The organism is Thalassococcus halodurans, from assembly GCF_900108225.1.
Lineage (GTDB): Bacteria > Pseudomonadota > Alphaproteobacteria > Rhodobacterales > Rhodobacteraceae > Thalassococcus > Thalassococcus halodurans.
This window is the reverse complement of sequence record NZ_FNUZ01000003.1, coordinates 45,113-60,585: the sequence shown is the minus strand read 5'-3', so window position 1 is coordinate 60,585 and position 15,473 is coordinate 45,113. Positions and strand designations below refer to the sequence as shown.

General features: G+C 57.3%; 16 protein-coding genes. 7 read left to right on the top strand and 9 right to left on the bottom strand.

The window, feature by feature from the left end; translation table 11 throughout:
* Positions 1 to 203 precede the first annotated feature (203 nt).
* Entirely contained in the window at positions 204 to 1,853 is a 1,650-nt protein-coding gene (locus C4S59_RS10225) for an electron transfer flavoprotein-ubiquinone oxidoreductase (RefSeq protein WP_103910413.1), read from the top strand.
* Here C4S59_RS10225 and C4S59_RS10220 read toward each other — a convergent pair whose 3' ends face one another.
* Positions 1,854 to 2,687 carry a LytTR family DNA-binding domain-containing protein gene (locus C4S59_RS10220; RefSeq protein WP_103910412.1) on the bottom strand — a complete coding sequence of 278 codons (834 nt, stop codon included), beginning with the start codon at positions 2,685 to 2,687 and terminating at the stop codon, positions 1,854 to 1,856.
* 272 nt (positions 2,688 to 2,959) lie between these two features.
* On the opposite strand from C4S59_RS10220, the gene C4S59_RS10215 reads away from it, so the two are divergent.
* Together C4S59_RS10215 and C4S59_RS10210 are read left to right on the top strand one after the other, a co-directional pair.
* Entirely contained in the window at positions 2,960 to 4,678 is a 1,719-nt protein-coding gene (locus C4S59_RS10215) for a tetratricopeptide repeat protein (RefSeq protein WP_103910411.1), read from the top strand.
* Positions 4,665 to 5,492 (top strand): 4-(cytidine 5'-diphospho)-2-C-methyl-D-erythritol kinase, encoded by an 828-nt coding sequence (locus C4S59_RS10210; RefSeq protein WP_103910410.1) that lies wholly within the window; start codon positions 4,665 to 4,667, stop codon positions 5,490 to 5,492. The genes C4S59_RS10215 and C4S59_RS10210 overlap by 14 nt, the downstream gene beginning before the upstream one ends.
* Here the strand turns inward: C4S59_RS10210 and C4S59_RS10205 are convergent, their stop codons facing one another.
* Entirely contained in the window at positions 5,493 to 6,494 is a 1,002-nt protein-coding gene (locus C4S59_RS10205; RefSeq protein WP_103910409.1) for a polyprenyl synthetase family protein, read from the bottom strand. It lies immediately after the preceding gene.
* 54 nt (positions 6,495 to 6,548) lie between these two features.
* Here C4S59_RS10205 and C4S59_RS10200 point away from each other — a divergent pair, with 54 nt between their 5' ends.
* From C4S59_RS10200 to C4S59_RS10190, 3 genes are all read left to right on the top strand, one after another.
* Complete coding sequence (locus C4S59_RS10200) at positions 6,549 to 6,764, top strand: putative signal transducing protein (RefSeq protein ID WP_103910408.1); 216 nt, start codon at positions 6,549 to 6,551, stop codon at positions 6,762 to 6,764.
* 37 nt (positions 6,765 to 6,801) lie between these two features.
* The gene (locus C4S59_RS10195; RefSeq protein WP_234994737.1) at positions 6,802 to 7,521 is read left to right on the top strand and encodes a tRNA1(Val) (adenine(37)-N6)-methyltransferase; all 720 of its coding nucleotides are present in this window, start codon (positions 6,802 to 6,804) and stop codon (positions 7,519 to 7,521) included.
* Between the two features lie 119 nt (positions 7,522 to 7,640).
* Positions 7,641 to 7,817: a YdcH family protein gene (locus tag C4S59_RS10190; protein ID WP_103910406.1), complete on the top strand. Its 177-nt coding sequence runs from the start codon at positions 7,641 to 7,643 to the stop codon at positions 7,815 to 7,817.
* Between the two features lie 97 nt (positions 7,818 to 7,914).
* Here the strand turns inward: C4S59_RS10190 and C4S59_RS10185 are convergent, their stop codons facing one another.
* The 5 genes from C4S59_RS10185 to C4S59_RS10165 form a co-directional block, all read right to left on the bottom strand.
* The gene (locus C4S59_RS10185; RefSeq protein WP_103910405.1) at positions 7,915 to 8,523 is read right to left on the bottom strand and encodes an alpha/beta hydrolase; all 609 of its coding nucleotides are present in this window, start codon (positions 8,521 to 8,523) and stop codon (positions 7,915 to 7,917) included.
* Entirely contained in the window at positions 8,516 to 9,448 is a 933-nt protein-coding gene (locus C4S59_RS10180; protein WP_103910404.1) for a VOC family protein, read from the bottom strand. The genes C4S59_RS10185 and C4S59_RS10180 overlap by 8 nt, the downstream gene beginning before the upstream one ends.
* Before the next feature lie 139 nt (positions 9,449 to 9,587).
* On the bottom strand, positions 9,588 to 10,310 hold the full coding sequence (gene phbB, locus C4S59_RS10175; RefSeq protein WP_103910403.1) for an acetoacetyl-CoA reductase: 723 nt from the start codon (positions 10,308 to 10,310) through the stop codon (positions 9,588 to 9,590).
* Positions 10,311 to 10,548: 238 nt separating this feature from the next.
* Complete coding sequence (locus C4S59_RS10170; protein WP_103910402.1) at positions 10,549 to 11,724, bottom strand: acetyl-CoA C-acetyltransferase; 1,176 nt, start codon at positions 11,722 to 11,724, stop codon at positions 10,549 to 10,551.
* 182 nt (positions 11,725 to 11,906) lie between these two features.
* Positions 11,907 to 12,710 carry an EAL domain-containing protein gene (locus tag C4S59_RS10165; RefSeq protein WP_103910401.1) on the bottom strand — a complete coding sequence of 268 codons (804 nt, stop codon included), beginning with the start codon at positions 12,708 to 12,710 and terminating at the stop codon, positions 11,907 to 11,909.
* 292 nt (positions 12,711 to 13,002) lie between these two features.
* Between C4S59_RS10165 and rpsD the strand changes: the two genes are divergently transcribed.
* Entirely contained in the window at positions 13,003 to 13,623 is a 621-nt protein-coding gene (rpsD, locus tag C4S59_RS10160; protein WP_103910400.1) for a 30S ribosomal protein S4, read from the top strand.
* A 141-nt stretch (positions 13,624 to 13,764) separates the two neighbouring features.
* Here rpsD and C4S59_RS10155 read toward each other — a convergent pair whose 3' ends face one another.
* Together C4S59_RS10155 and C4S59_RS10150 are read right to left on the bottom strand one after the other, a co-directional pair.
* Complete coding sequence (locus C4S59_RS10155) at positions 13,765 to 13,983, bottom strand: DUF1127 domain-containing protein (RefSeq protein ID WP_103910399.1); 219 nt, start codon at positions 13,981 to 13,983, stop codon at positions 13,765 to 13,767.
* 297 nt (positions 13,984 to 14,280) lie between these two features.
* Entirely contained in the window at positions 14,281 to 15,423 is a 1,143-nt protein-coding gene (locus C4S59_RS10150) for an amidohydrolase family protein (RefSeq protein WP_103910398.1), read from the bottom strand.
* Between the last annotated feature and the right edge of the window lie 50 nt (positions 15,424 to 15,473).

Below are 15,473 nucleotides of genomic sequence, written 5' to 3'. Positions count from 1 at the left end.
ACGGGGTGTCGGGCGATGCAACAGTGTTGCAGTGCAAAGCACTTGGCAAGTGCTGCTAGAAAAATTGGCGGGCGTTCGCGCTATCATCACATCATTTGGTCCCGAGACGCCGTGTCACAATTGACCTTGGCGGTGTCGGTCGTTACCTCGTGGCGCAAGAATATTTCACAAGAGTGCCCGTTTCTGTGGGCAGAGGGAGTGTCATGACCGATATTCAGCGCGAAGCGATGGAATATGACGTTGTAATCGTAGGTGCGGGCCCGGCGGGCCTGTCTGCTGCGATCCGGTTGAAACAGTTGGATGCTGAGCTGAATGTCGTTGTCCTTGAAAAAGGCTCCGAAGTTGGCGCACACATCCTGTCGGGTGCCGTTCTTGACCCCTGCGGTCTGGATGCGCTGATCCCTGATTGGAAAGACAAAGGCGCACCGCTGAATACGCCGGTCAAAGAAGACAACTTCTATATGCTGGGTGAAGCAGGCCAGATCCGCGTGCCGAACTTCCCCATGCCGCCGCTGATGAACAACCACGGCAACTACATCGTTTCGATGGGCAACGTCTGCCGCTGGATGGCCGAACAAGCCGAAGAACTGGGCGTCGAGATTTTCCCGGGCATGGCCTGTTCCGAGCTGGTTTACGGCGACAACGGTGAAGTCAAAGGCGTGGTTGCCGGCGAATTCGGCAAGAACCCCGATGGCACACCGGGCGACGGCTATGAGCCGGGCATGGAGTTGCACGGCAAGTACGTGTTCCTGTCCGAAGGCGTTCGTGGGTCGCTCGCCAAGGAAGTGATCGAGAAGTACAAGCTTTCCGCTGGTAAAGAGCCGCAGAAATTCGGCATCGGCATGAAAGAGATTTGGGAAGTCGATCCCGCCAAGCACAAGCAGGGCACTGTCACCCACACGATGGGGTGGCCGCTGGGTTCGAACGCAGGTGGTGGCTCCTTCATCTACCATCTGGAAAACAATCAGGTTTACGTCGGTTTCGTGGTTCACCTGAACTACGAAAACCCGCACCTCTTCCCCTACATGGAATTCCAGCGCTTCAAGCACCATCCGATGGTCGCCGAGCTGCTTGAGGGCGGTAAGCGCGTGGCTTATGGCGCGCGTGCGATCTCTGAGGGTGGTTATCAGTCCATGCCGAAGATGGTGGCGCCTGGTGTGGCGCTGCTGGGTTGTTCCGTCGGCATGGTCAACGTCCCACGCATTAAGGGCAACCACAATGCGATGCTGTCCGGTAAGGCCGCAGCAGAAGCTGCCTTTGCCGCGATCAAGGCGGATCGTTCCGGCGATGAGCTGAACGACTATGAGGTTGAAGTCCGCGAAGGCGCGATTGGTAAAGACCTGAAGAAGGTCCGCAACGTGAAACCGCTGTGGTCCAAGTACGGTCTGGTCGCATCGCTGATGGTGGGCGGTCTGGACATGTGGACCAACACATTCGGCTTCTCGCTGCTGGGCACAATCGGCCACGGCAAAACCGATGCGGACGCCACAGGCGAGGCCAAGGATTTCGCGCCCATCGATTATCCCAAGCCCGATGGCAAGCTGAGCTTTGACCGCCTGACCAACGTCAGCTTCTCGTTCACGAACCACGAAGAACAGCAGCCTCCGCACCTGCAGCTGAAAGACCCGACCATTCCGGTGAAGGTTAACCTGCCGAAATACGCAGGCCCGTCGGCGCGCTATTGCCCCGCTGGTGTGTACGAGTTCGTCGAAGAGGAAGGCAAAGAGACACGCTTTGTCGTCAACTTCCAGAACTGCGTGCACTGCAAAACATGTGACATCAAAGACCCCAGCCAGAACATCAACTGGACGACACCGCAGGGTGGCGAAGGTCCGAACTATCCGAACATGTAATCAGACAGTTTCTTGCGCGCGCTCGATTTGGGCGCGCGCTTGATCCAACCGGTTGGACGAGACCGGCAAAACCCGTCCATCCCGCAAATGCACATGATGCTTGCGCCCGTTCTTCTCAATCTTTTCGATTTCTGCAGTCGCCACCCAGTGTGAGCGGTGGATTTGAATGCCGTCTACCCCATTCAGCAGATCGACAAGATCCCCCATCCGCATGAGGAGCATCGCATTTCCGCGATCTGTTGTGATGTGGGCATAGTGATCCTGCATGGAAATTGAGCAAATGCGCGCGCTGTGCATCTCTGGCGGCAAGCGGTCTTTCAGCGCGGATGGCAGCTCTGGTTGCTTGGCGAGGGGCGCTGCCGGTTCCATTGGCGGCGTTTCATCGACTGGTTCGGCAACCTCTTCCTCGGCGCCTTTTGTTTTTTGAACGACAGCGGGAATGACGACAAATTCAGTTAACAACATGGGTGCGGAAATCACTGCGATCTCTAGATACACCTTGGGGTAAATCAGCGTCGCGGCTGCTTCGGGTGCGAAAACCTTGTAGATGAACATGACAGCCGCAGTAGACGGGATTGCGCCCAAAACGCCTCCGATGCACAATCGTGTCGTGCCCGATAGCTTATTGAAAAGATTTACGGAAAACGCAGTATAAACACCGATATGGGCGAAGACGGCCACAGCGGAAAAGTCCACCAGCCAGAACGCGAACCTGTCCCAGAGGGAAAGGGCGTGGTACGTGCCAAATGGGCCAATCACCGTAACAATAGCCACCAAGGTAAGGTAAAAAACGAACTTCCTTGGCAGGTTTACTGATGTGTCTATTTCACGCATCGTCAATCTGCAAACTCTACCATTACACGAATAACACAGCGATTTTGCGCATGTAAGGTTTATTACTACCTCTTAAGTAGATTTTCCTCTGCTGCGTGAGTGATGCAGCGGACAAAGCGACTTTGGCTGGTCGCTGGAAGGCTGTGAAAGTCTTTTCGTGATAACGTAAGATTTATGATGAGGGGCCCATTATTGTGGGCCCCTCATTGCGCGTGGCTGTGCAGAGGACTAGGTTTAAGGCAAAGCACCTCACAGAGGCCGAAAGGGCGACAATGACTCAATCAGGCTGGCTTAAAGCCGCGGCAACGGCAATTGCACTCTTCCTTCCGTCGATGTCGGCGGCGCAGGGGGTTGCCGGTGATTATCTGGCAGCGCGTCAGGCGGGAATGACCGGCGATTTTGAGCAGGCGGCCCGCTATTTTGACCGTGCCCTGATGTTCGATCCCGAAAACCTTGAATTTATGGATCGCGGCGCGCTGTCGTACCTGTCACTGGGCAATGTCGAACGGGCGGCAGTCCTGGGCAATCGCATTCTGGAAAGCGGTCAATCCAGCCAGGTCGCGCAGATGGCTGTTATGGCCGAACGCCTTGGCAAGGATGATTACGCCGGTGCAATCGATATGATTGCGCAGAACCGTGGCGTTGGCCCCTTGGTTGACGGATTGATCACCGCGTGGTCCCAGTTGGGCCAAGGCGACATGAGCGCCGCGCTGGTCGCCTTTGAAAAGGTCGGCGAAACCCAAGGGCTTGAACCATTTGCCGTGTATCACAAGGCTTTGGCGCTGGCATCTGTAGGTGATTATGAGGGCGCTGAAAAGATCTTTGCGACCGACATGGCTGGCGGTCTGCAATTCACCCGTCGCGCCGTCATTGCGCGTTTGTCGATCCTGAGCCAGCTTGAGCGTAATCAGGAAGCGCTCGATTTTCTGGATCAGTCCTTTAACGCCCAGATGGACCCGGAGCTGCGCAGCGTAAAAGCCGCGCTTGAGGCGGGCGAAACCCTGCCGTTCAACGTGGTTCGTTCTGCCAAGGACGGGTTGGCTGAATCCTTCTTCTCATTGGCCGAGGCACTGGCACAGGATGCGTCTGACGATTTCACGCTTCTTTATGCACGCATCGCCGAACACCTGCGCAGCGACCATTTCGAGGCGGCGCTGATGACGGCCGAATTGCTTGAACGTCTTGGCCAGTACGAACTGGCCGTCGATGCCTACCGTGATGTTGAGCGCGATGATCCGGCGTTCCATGCGGCGGAACTGGGACGGGCAGGTGCCTTGCGCGCTGCTGGACGCACCGATGCGGCGGTTGAGGTGTTGGAAAGCCTTGCGGAAACCCACGGCGATTTGCCCGTTGTCCAATCGACCTTGGCCGATCTGAAGCGATCGCTGAACGAATACGACGACGCCATTGAGGCCTACACCAAAGCAATCGACCTGTTCGACGAACCAGAGCGGTCGCAATGGTTCTTGTTCTACGCGCGCGGTATTTCCAACGAACGGTCCGGCAACTGGGAGGCGGCCGAGGCCGACTTCCGCACCGCGCTGGACCTGAACCCCGATCAGCCGCAGGTTCTGAACTATCTGGGGTATTCGCTGGTCGAAAAGCAGACCAAGCTGGATGAAGCCTTGGATATGATTGAACGGGCGGTCGCGGCTGAGCCGGGCAGCGGTTATATCGTCGACAGCCTTGGCTGGGTTCTTTTCAAACTTGGCCGGTATGAAGAGGCCGTCGAACATCTTGAACGCGCAGCCGAATTGATGCCGATCGATCCTGTGGTGAACGATCACCTCGGGGACAGCTATTGGGCTGTTGGCCGTCGGACCGAGGCGCAGTTTATGTGGCGACGTGCCTTAAGTTTTGTGGACTACGAAAATGTGTCCGAAGACGCGGATGCCGACCGCATCCGGCGCAAATTGGAAGTCGGCCTGGATCAGCTTCTTGAAGAAGAAGGCGCTGATCCGCTGAACATGGTAACTGATGACAAAAATTAACGACTTTGCTCCGGCAAAGATCAACCTGACCCTTCACGTCTTGGGCCAACGCCCAGACGGCTATCACCTATTGGATTCGCTGGTTGTATTCGCTGACTTTGGCGACCGCATCGAAGTGTCCCCGAACAGCGAACTGGCGCTGAGCGTCGAAGGCCCCTTTGCCGATGGCGTCCCGACCGGCGAGGAAAATCTGGTTCTGAAAGCCGCGCGCCTCTTGGATCCGGTGCGCGGTGCATCAATCCACTTGTACAAGGAATTGCCGTCGGCCGCGGGTATTGGCGGGGGATCGTCTGATGCGGCGGCAACGCTGCGCGCGCTGGGTGAGATGTGGGGGATGCCCCTGCCGGGCAATGCGATGACGCTGGGTGCTGATGTGCCGATGTGTCTGGATCCGAAAGCGGCGCGTATTTCCGGCGCAGGCGAAGGGCGGATGCCCGTCGAAGGACTGCCCGCCATGCCCGCCGTACTGGTCAATCCGCGCGTGGGCGTTCCGACACCGGCAGCGTTCAAAGGATTGGCGACAAAGAATAATGCGCCGATGCCAGACGTCATCCCGGACTTTGTCGATGTGACCGCGGCAGCGGACTGGTTGGCGGGCCAACGCAATGATTTGTCCGCTCCCGCGCGCGAGATTGCTCCTGTGATCGACGATGTTCTGGCGGTTCTGGATGATGCGCTTTTGGCGCGGATGTCGGGATCGGGGGCGACGTGCTTCGGGCTATATCCCGATACGGAGACCGCCCAACAGGCGGCCTTGCGCATTGCGGCCAAGCGTCCGGATTGGTGGGTTGCGCCCGTTACGCTGAACCCGTGATCAGTTGATCCGCGCGACCACGTAATCGGCCAGATCAATCAGCATGTCGCGCAGATCGCTTTGCGGGATCGCGGACAGTGCTGTCTTGGCTTTATCAGCCCATTCCAGCGCATCGTCGCGCGTTGCTTCAAGCGCACCGTGACGGTTCAGAAGATCCAAGGCGTGTTCCAGATCACCGTCTTCCTGTTTGCCTTTCTCGATGGTCCGCTTCCAGAAGGCGCGTTCTTCATCGTCGGCTTTGGCGATGGCCTTGATCACCGGCAGGGTCAGTTTGCGTTCACGGAAATCGTCACCAACGTTTTTACCGGTGGCTTTCGTGTCGCCCTGATAATCGAGTAGATCGTCCACAATCTGGAAGGCAATGCCCAACGCATCGCCGTAGTCAAACAGCGCCTGTGTCAGCGCATCATCGACGCCTGCAATCACGCCGCCCACTTCCATCGCAGCCGAGAACAGCGCCGCTGTTTTGCCACGCACGATCTGAAGGTAGACGGATTCGTCCGTGCGCAGGTCGGTCGCGGCGGACAGTTGCAGCACTTCTCCTTCGGCAATCGTGGCCGAGGCATTGGCCAGAATATCCAGAACGCGCAGTGATCCGGTTTCCACCATCAACTGGAACGATCGGGCGAACAGATAATCGCCCACCAGAACGCTGGATTTGTTGTCCCAAAGCAGGTTTGCCGTCGGGCGCCCACGACGCTGGGCGCTTTCGTCGACGACGTCGTCATGCAGCAGGGTCGCGGTGTGAATGAATTCCACAGTGGCCGCCAGATGCACATGATAAGGGCCGTCGTAGCCACACATCTTGGCAGATGCGAGTGTCAGCATGGGGCGCAGGCGCTTGCCGCCGGCCTCAACCAAATGGGCGGTCACTTCTGGGATGCGCGGGGCATGTTCCGATGCCATCCGGTCGCGGATCAGCGTGTTCACCTGTTCCATCTCGCCCGACAGGACCTGAGCGAGGCGTTCATGCGGTTTTACAGATGTGTGATCCAAACCCATTGTGATGCTCCCCAAGGGTCGACTTTGGCCGACCCCGATGTTTAGATGAGAAATATGGAAGAGCTTTTGCGCACGACCGATATTACTCTTATTCCACTTGCCCGCACAGTGCTGGACGACGCGGGTATAGAAACCTTTGAACTCGACGTAAATATGAGCGTGCTCGAAGGGTCCATTGGCATTTTGCCACGCCGCCTTATGGTTAGGGCGCAGGACCTTGCACGTGCAAGAACAATTCTTTGGGAAAACGGTGTTAAATTCGAAGGTTAGAACCTTTTCAGACGACGAACTGACGCAGGACGCCTTTTTGGGCGGCAAACTGACGTTACGCCAACCGCGCATTGGATATCGCGCGGGCGTTGACCCTGTTTTTCTGGCCGCCAGCGTTCCGGCAAAGCCCGGTGACCGTGTGCTCGAACTTGGCTGCGGGGCAGGGCCTGCGTTGCTATGTCTGGGCGCACGCGTCAGCGGATTGCACCTGTGGGGCGTCGAACGGCAGCCTGACTATTCCGAACTGGCGCGCTGGAACGCCGAAAGCAACGGTCTGGACGCTGTGATCGAAACAAACGACCTGCGCGATCTGTCTGCTGAGCTGCGGCAAATGTCCTTTGACCATGTGATCGCCAATCCGCCGTATTACGATCCGTCCCAACGCGTTCCTGCGCAAGACAGTGGGAAAGAGGCGGGGCTTTCCATCGAAACGCCCTTGGCCGATTGGATCAAGGCCGCTGCTAAGCGCACCGCGCCGCGTGGCACCGTGACGTTCATCCATCGCGCCGAAAAATTGCCGGAACTTATTTCCGGATTTGCGAAATATCTGGGCTCGGTCGAAGTGAAACCCTTTGTGCCGCGCACAGGTCGTGATGCGGGGTTGGTGTTGATCCGCGGACGCAAGGAAGGCCGCGCGCCGTTCCGTCTGCATGCGCCTATCGTATTGCATCAAGGCCGCCAGCATATGACCGACGGGGATGACTATCGCCCCGAGATCAGGGCCATCCTTCGCCATGGCGGCGCGCTATCTTTCTAGGCGCCGGCACAACTTTTGCTAAATACTTTTGATATTCCTCGCCCAAGAATGCGCGTGCAGCGTGACTTTGTAAAAAAAATATGATGCACTGAAATTCTATTCACAAACAGGAGGTCACTATGAGCTTGAGTTCGCATTTGCAGGAACTGAAGAAGAAGCACCGTGTTCTGTCAGACGCAGTAGAAGAGGCGCAAAGATCGCCCGGCGTTGACGATTTGCGCGTGGCCCAACTGAAAAAGCAAAAGCTTAAGCTTAAAGAAGAAATTACACGTCTGTCTCCTCAGACGATGCACTGACGCATAACGCCGGTGCCTGAAGGCATCGCATGATAGTAGTTTTCAACGCCCTCATGATTTTTCATGAGGGCGTTTTCGGTTTCAGGGCAATTGGGAATCAGGCGGTGATCGCAGCGCAGAAATCGGTCATGGCATCGACTTCGTTCTGCATGATGTTGTGGCCGCCGGAATGCCAGTCTGCGCGGATATCCGCGCCTTGTTGTTCCAGATAAGCAATCAAGGCCCGTGTCTGCTGGGCCGGACAGATCGGATCCATCTCGCCCGCCGTGATCAGAATGCGTGATTGCGCCAGCCCCGGTTGCGGGGCAGGCGACCATGGGATCAGCGGGTGCAGCAGCATCGCATCGGTAAAGATATCCGGATGCTCCAACATCACGTTCATCAGAATGTTGGCACCGTTCGAATAGCCAAGGCCAACCACCCGATCCGCGCCCAAACGTGTCTTATGATCGGACAGGAAACGGGCCATGTCTTGGGTCCGTTCGCGCAGGTCGTCCATGTCATAGACACCTTCGCCCGTACGTTTGAAATAACGCAACGCCCCGTGTTCGTTCACGGTGCCGCGCGGCGAAATCACATGCGCGCCGGGGATCAGGCTTTGGGCAAAGTCGTGAAACTGTCGTTCCGAACCGCCTGTGCCATGGAAGGTAAAGACCAGCGGCGCGCCTGCGGTCCCTTGGGTTTCAGCAAAGACCAGATCAGTCATGGATCGGCTCCAGATATTTCTGTTCCAGCAAGTGGCGCAGATGTTCGTGCTGTGATGGAAGCTTGAGCGCCTCGCCCAGATGCGCGGTATCTTCGTCGCGGTCAAAGCCGGGTTCGTTTGTTGCGATTTCGAACAGGACACCGCCCGGAGTGCGGAAGTAGATCGCCCAGAAGTAATCGCGGTCAATCACAGGCGTCACTTGGTATCCTGTGTCCATAAGCGCCTTGCGCACTTCCAGCTGTTTGGCGCGGTTTTCCACGGCAAAGGCCACATGGTGCACCGATCCTGCGCCCTGCGCGGCGGGCGATGCCTGCAGTTGGGCCAGATCAATCACATTGGCATCGTTGCCGCCGGGAATGTGGTAGCGCGTCACTGACCCGCTTTGATCCTGCTTTTCGTAGCCCATGAATTCCAACAGTTCCGCGGTGGCCGTTGCATCCCAGAGACGCATGTCGGTGGAGTGGAAGCCACGGATCGCCACATCGGCGGGCACGCCGTTGCCTGTCCATGGGTCGCGGCTGTGATTATCGACCTCGACCACAGCAAAGGCATCACCGTCGGGGCCAGAGAACCGTAGGCGCGGCGCGCCGAAATAGGTGTCAGAGCTGATGTTGGCGACGCCTGCTTTGGTCAGGCGTTCCTGCCAATAGCCGACGGCACCGGTCGGGATGGCAAACACCGTGGTGCCGACCTCGCCAATACCTGCGCGGCCACGGCGCGCGCCGGGGAAGGGGAAGTACGTCATCACGGTTCCGGGCGTGCCCAGCTCATCTCCGTAATACAGGTGATAGACCTCGGGTGCGTCGAAGTTCACCGTCTTTTTGACGCGGCGCAGGCCGAGCACTTTGGTAAAGAAGTCGTTGTTCTTCTGGGCGTCAGACGCCAGCGATGTGACGTGATGAAGGCCCTGAATGTCGCGGATCATGGAAAGCTCCTATAGCGTTTGGTCCGCAATATAGGCCGCAATCGGTGTGCGTAAATTCCACGTGTAGCGCTGATCCTGTGCGCTGATACACAAAACCCCGCCACAAGGGACGGGGTTTCGCGTTTGATTTTCGGTCGGATCAGACGAAGAACTGACCGCCGTTCGCCGAGATTGTCGATCCGTTGATAAAGCCCGCGTCGTCGGACGCAAGGAACACAACGCAGCGTGCGATTTCTTCCGGCTCGCCCAGACGGCCAGTGGGGATTTGCGCGATGATCGATTCACGGACCTTTTCCGGAACCGCCATAACCATGTCTGTCGCGATGTAGCCCGGGCAGATTGCGTTGGCTGTGATGCCTGCGCGTGCGCCTTCTTGGGCCAGCGATTTCACGATACCCAGATCGCCCGCTTTGGTCGCCGCGTAGTTCACCTGAGCGAACTGGCCTTTCTGACCGTTGATCGACGAGATCACGATGATACGGCCGAACTTACGCTCACGCATGCCGCCCCAGACGGGGTGCACAGTGTTGAAAACGCCTGTCAGGTTTGTGTCGACCACTTCGTGCCACTGTTCCGGTGTCATTTTGTGGAACGGTGCGTCGCGGGTGATGCCAGCGTTGGCAACAACAACATCGATGGGGCCCAGATCGGCTTCGACCTGTGCAAGGCCCGCTTTGGATTCTTCATAATCCGCAACGTTCCACTTGTAGGTCTTGATGCCGGTTTCGGCAGTGAAAGCCGCGGCCTTTTCTTCGTTGCCGGCAAATGTTGCCGCAACCTGATAACCTGCGTCCTTCAGGGCTTTGGAAATCGAAGCGCCGATTCCGCGGCTGCCGCCTGTGACCAATGCTGTACGTGCCATGTCTTGTCCTCCAAGCACTGAGTAATTCTATTGCGCAAACCTGCATTGTTTTTGCAAGATTGTTACTTTTCAAAAAACAGGTTTCGCGGGGGACGTCAAGCAGACGAATGGGCTAAATCACCGTTTCCTGTGCGTGATTTGGCCGCGTTTCCACTGTTTGTCCCGATGAAAATCTTAAAAAAGCAATCGCCAATGTACAAAAGAAAAAGGCGGGTCGTTTCCGACCCGCCTTTGTTTGTTACGGACGTTCGACGCACATGGCGACGCCCATACCGCCGCCGATGCAAAGGGTGGCGAGACCCTTCTTGGCGTTGCGGCGTTTCATTTCGAACAACAGCGTGTTCAGAACGCGGGCACCGGATGCGCCGATCGGGTGGCCGATGGCGATTGCGCCACCGTTCACGTTCACGATCTCGGGGTTCCAGCCCATGTCCTTGTTCACGGCGCAGGCCTGAGCAGCAAAGGCTTCGTTGGCTTCGACCAGATCCAGATCCTCGGCCTTCCAGCCTGCTTTATCCAGCGCTTTGCGCGATGCGTAGATCGGGCCAACACCCATGATGGACGGGTCCAGACCGGCTGTCGCGTAGGACACGATGCGTGCCAGAGGCTCGATACCGCGCTTTTCTGCGTTGTCTGCTGTCATCAGCAGAACGCCCGCCGCGCCGTCGTTGATGCCGGATGCGTTGGCCGCTGTGACCGAACCGTCTTTGGTAAAGGCCGGACGCAGTTTCTGCATGCTTTCGATGGTTGCGCCGTGGCGGATATATTCGTCTTTGTCGACGACGATTTCGCCTTTGCGTGTCTTGATGGTGAAGGGGATCACCTCGTCATCGAACTTGCCCGCGTTTTGCGCGGCTTCGGCTTTGTTCTGCGATGCCAGCGCGAATTCGTCCTGCATGTCGCGGCTGATCTGCCACTGCTCGGCGACGTTTTCGGCTGTCTGGCCCATGTGGTAGCCGTTGAACGCATCCCACAGACCGTCGCGGATCATCGTGTCGATGTATTTCACGTCGCCCATTTTGTGGCCCGCACGCAGGTGCGCGGCGTGTGTGGACAGCGACATGTTTTCCTGGCCACCCGCACAGATGATGTCTGCATCACCCAGTTGGATGTGCTGTGCACCCAGCGCAACAGCGCGAAGACCCGAACCACACACCTGGTTGATGCCCCAGGCTGCTGCCTCTTTCGGCAGGCCAGCGTTGATGTGCGCCTGACGGGCAGGGTTCTGGCCCTGAGCCGCGGTCAGAACCTGACCCAAAATGGTTTCCGACACATCCGCTTTGTCGATGCCTGCGCGTGCGACCAGTGCCTCAAGAACGGCAGCGCCAAGATCGTGCGCGGGGGTGTTGGCAAAAGAGCCGTTGAAGCTACCTACAGCAGTACGCGCTGCGGATGCGATGACGATGTTGGTCATATTTGGTTCTCCATCCAATGAGCTTATGCGACGTGCTTTCTGCACCGCCGCACAATTCCTCCTGTGTAACGGTTACAGCAGCAATTCCAACGCGGCAACCTGCCCGAAGGTGCCCCAATCACTGCCCGAGAGGGCAGGGCGGCCAATTCGTGTGCTGGGTGAAGTGGATGAAATACACAAACCTAGGGCTTGTGAACAAAAGGCGGAGAAAGCGTGGGCGCGGAAAAGGCGTAACCTTGCAAACAGTCAATGCCTACACTGGCCAAAAAGGCTGCATCTTCTAGGGTTTCCACCCGTTCTGCGACAGTAATCATACCAAATTCGCCCCCCACCGCCGCAAGGGCGCGGATGGCCACCTGATTGTCTGAATCATGGGCCACGTTTGCGACAAAATGCCCGTCGATTTTCAGGATATCGAAGTCCAATTGCTTGAAATGGCGGAACACCGTTTGCCCCGCACCGAAAGAATCGAGGGCAAAAGAAATGCCTTTTTTCCGCAATCGCCGTGCAAATTCGGTCACCAATTCGGGCACGCGCATGGCTGAGTCTTCGGAAATTTCGAGAATCAGTCGCTCGGCCAGTGTCGGGTTGGCGGACAATTGACGATCCAGAATGCGTTGCCACCGCATATATCCGATCGAACGGGCAGACATATTTATCGACAGACGCAGATCGGGCACTTTGGCCAGCATCCGCAGCCCGTGTTCCAAGGCATGGCAATCCAGCAGCCTGCCGGTTTCCTGTTCTTCGACATATCCGATGAATTCCCGCGCAGGGATGATGCGGCCCGTGGGGTCGGTCACCCTGATCAGGCCTTCCCAAAACGCCACGCGGTTCTGGGCACTGGCCTGCACGATGGGTTGATAGGCCAGTTTCACCTCTTTGTGCCGCACGGCCGCGGCAACCATTGACGGAATATCCTTGTCACGGTTGCGAACTGCCTCTGACAGGGCGTTGGATTTCATTTTCTGGTGTTGCGGGCGCATTGATCCACTCTTCCACTATGGCCATCGCCAAAGTGCCCGCCAGAGGTTAACGGGTTGGTTAAGAAATCAGGCTCTATTCAAATGCCACCTATTTCCCTCTGCGCCTTTAAAATCAGGGGCCCAGTGGCAAAGCGCTTGACTCTGAAAGGTGTGCGCATATAAGCGCGGCTTCATTGGTGTTGGTGGCCCCCGCAAGGGGATGCCTGTCAGGGTTTCGACCCAGAGGACAACGCCCTTCATAGATACCCCCAAGACCACCGAAGGGGTGTCGCCTACAGAAGGAGATCAGACGGTGACAAAACGCACCTCTGCCAAGTACAAAATTGACCGCCGGATGGGTGAAAACATCTGGGGTCGTCCGAAATCCCCCGTTAACCGTCGTGAATACGGCCCCGGCCAGCACGGCCAGCGTCGTAAGGGCAAACTGTCCGACTTCGGTATCCAGCTGCGCGCCAAGCAGAAGCTGAAGGGTTACTACGGCGACCTGACCGAAAAACAGTTCCGTCGCATCTTCTCGGACGCGGAACGTATCAAGGGTGATACAGGTGAAAACCTGATCGGTCTGCTCGAGCGCCGTCTGGACGCCGTTGTTTACCGCGCCAAGTTCGTTGCGACAGTTTTCGCTGCTCGTCAGTTCGTAAACCACGGCCACGTCCTGGTGAACGGCAAGCGCGTTAACATCCCGTCCTACCGCGTTAAAGAAGGTGACGTGATCGAAGTTCGCGAGAAGTCCAAGCAAATGGCCGTTCTGCTGGAAGCAACTCAGCTGACAGAGCGTGACGTTCCGGACTACATCGACGCTGACCACAGCAAGATGAAAGCGACATACGTTCGCCAGCCGGGCCTGTCCGACGTACCGTACCCGGTCGTCATGGAACCGAACCTGGTCATCGAATTCTACGCGCAGAACTAAGGTTCCGCGCCACCCCATACGGAAAGGCCGCATCATTCGATGCGGCCTTTTTGTTTTTTGGCGTCAGTCATCTGGCGATCGGGCAAAAGAAAAGGCCGCGCCCAGTGGGCACGGCCTTTTTCAGAATACGGATAAACCGGATTACATGTAGTATGTGGACCGGAAAACATGGTGGACGATTTCGTCACGCTTCAGGCCGCGCTTCGCCAGTTCTGCGTCGCTCATTGCCTGCAGCTGCTGAACGCGACGGACGCGACCGTCGGCTTCTGCGATTGCTGTCATGGTACGCAGGATCGCGTTACCGATATTTGCGAATACGTTGCTGGATTCGCGGACGAGTGTTGTTTCTGCAAGTGCCATTTCGACAAACTCCTGTTCAAGTCTGCTCCCTTGAGACATTGATATATGCTGCGGCGCGGCAAAAAAAGAGCTGTCTGGTAATAGCCGGTTTCCATTATTTGCATGGCTAAAGCCGCAATTTGCAGGGCTGCTATGCTGCGGCTGCAAAGGAATTGGGGCGGCCTAAGCCACCCCAGAGACGTTTGGAAAATTTATGCCCGAAGGCCAAAGTAATAAAGCGGTCCGTGGGACGGACCAAGCGCGGTCACTACTCGCAAAGGTAGGCTAGGTGATTCCGATGACAGTTCGGTAACAGTGCTATTCTGCGGCCAGCGCGACTTCGCTGCCCGCCGCTAGAAAACGCTGTGCGGCACCGCCCGCCAGATAGGCGATGCGCCCGTCAGCGATGGTGGCCTCGACCTTTTTCGTGGTGGCATGCACCACAACCAGATCCGCGCGGCGGCCATAATCGATATGCCCCCGATCGGGCAGTCGCAAAATCTCGGCCGGAGTTTGTGATATCAGCGCCCAAGCACGGGGCAGGGACATGCGCCCGTCGTCCACGATCTTGAATACGGCGCGCACCAAATCGGCGTAATGGTGCTCCGACATCAAAGCCTGACACAATCCCGAGCGCAGAAGATCTGTCGTCAGAGCAGCTTGATCGCTTCGCAGGATATCCGAGGCGGGCAGGATCACCGGATCACCAACGGCTTTGGCCAATGCGGCGGGTTTACGGTTGTCGGGTCGCGCGCAGAGCTTGGCGCCCAGCATCGAATAGGTTTCCCGCGTTTCCCCGTCGGGGTCATCCAGACTGCCGTACACAGTGCCCAAAAGATCAAAGGCTTCGGCCAAACGGCACAGATGGCGCGGTACATCACGTTTTTCGGCCGCCACAGAGGCCGCTTTTTCCATCAATGGGCGGCGATCAAGCTTTCCGAGCTCGATACGTTTCAGCAAATCGGTGAACAGTACCAGATCCACGCCATGGCGGCGGACCGAAGCCAGCAGAGCATCACGTATCGTGGTGGTGTGCGTGTCGCACAGCAACACGGCCCGCATATCAATCAGACTGCTGGGGCGCATATGCTCGATCAAGGCCAGCACAGTTCGTGCAACATCCGGGTCTGAGTGTTCGGCCTCCCATCCCCATCCTTGGGCAATGCGGGCCGTCGTGATCCCGTTGGCCGCAGCATCGCGTGCAGTCGTAAGCAACGCTGATTGCATCGACATGTCGGACGCAGTCATCCGGTTCTGAAAGCCAAGACCACACAGGTCGACGATCCCGGGCATCACAAAATATCCGGACAGGTCAACTTCGGGCAAAGGCCCCTTGGTGACCCGACCGTTTTGGATGGCGACAGACCTGCGTTGCATTTTCCCGTCGCGCAAAACCTCGACCCCTGTCAGGCGAAGCGACAGGCGGCGCGATTTCTGAGGTGAAAAAAGACGCTGCTCCATGACGCCAGTTTAGACGTCGCGTGTATCGGGATAATGACAAAACCCGTTTA

Bases quoted from the DNA above. Each gene is read 5' to 3' on its own strand.
- C4S59_RS10225 (WP_103910413.1), top strand. From the start codon at position 204: ATGACCGATATTCAGCGCGAAGCGATGGAATATGACGTTGTAATCGTA.
- C4S59_RS10220 (WP_103910412.1), bottom strand. From the start codon at position 2,687: ATGCGTGAAATAGACACATCAGTAAACCTGCCAAGGAAGTTCGTTTTT.
- C4S59_RS10215 (WP_103910411.1), top strand. From the start codon at position 2,960: ATGACTCAATCAGGCTGGCTTAAAGCCGCGGCAACGGCAATTGCACTC.
- C4S59_RS10210 (WP_103910410.1), top strand. From the start codon at position 4,665: ATGACAAAAATTAACGACTTTGCTCCGGCAAAGATCAACCTGACCCTT.
- C4S59_RS10205 (WP_103910409.1), bottom strand. From the start codon at position 6,494: ATGGGTTTGGATCACACATCTGTAAAACCGCATGAACGCCTCGCTCAG.
- C4S59_RS10200 (WP_103910408.1), top strand. From the start codon at position 6,549: ATGGAAGAGCTTTTGCGCACGACCGATATTACTCTTATTCCACTTGCC.
- C4S59_RS10190 (WP_103910406.1), top strand. From the start codon at position 7,641: ATGAGCTTGAGTTCGCATTTGCAGGAACTGAAGAAGAAGCACCGTGTT.
- C4S59_RS10185 (WP_103910405.1), bottom strand. From the start codon at position 8,523: ATGACTGATCTGGTCTTTGCTGAAACCCAAGGGACCGCAGGCGCGCCG.
- C4S59_RS10180 (WP_103910404.1), bottom strand. From the start codon at position 9,448: ATGATCCGCGACATTCAGGGCCTTCATCACGTCACATCGCTGGCGTCT.
- phbB (WP_103910403.1), bottom strand. From the start codon at position 10,310: ATGGCACGTACAGCATTGGTCACAGGCGGCAGCCGCGGAATCGGCGCT.
- C4S59_RS10170 (WP_103910402.1), bottom strand. From the start codon at position 11,724: ATGACCAACATCGTCATCGCATCCGCAGCGCGTACTGCTGTAGGTAGC.
- C4S59_RS10165 (WP_103910401.1), bottom strand. From the start codon at position 12,710: ATGCGCCCGCAACACCAGAAAATGAAATCCAACGCCCTGTCAGAGGCA.
- C4S59_RS10155 (WP_103910399.1), bottom strand. From the start codon at position 13,983: ATGGCACTTGCAGAAACAACACTCGTCCGCGAATCCAGCAACGTATTC.
- C4S59_RS10150 (WP_103910398.1), bottom strand. From the start codon at position 15,423: ATGGAGCAGCGTCTTTTTTCACCTCAGAAATCGCGCCGCCTGTCGCTT.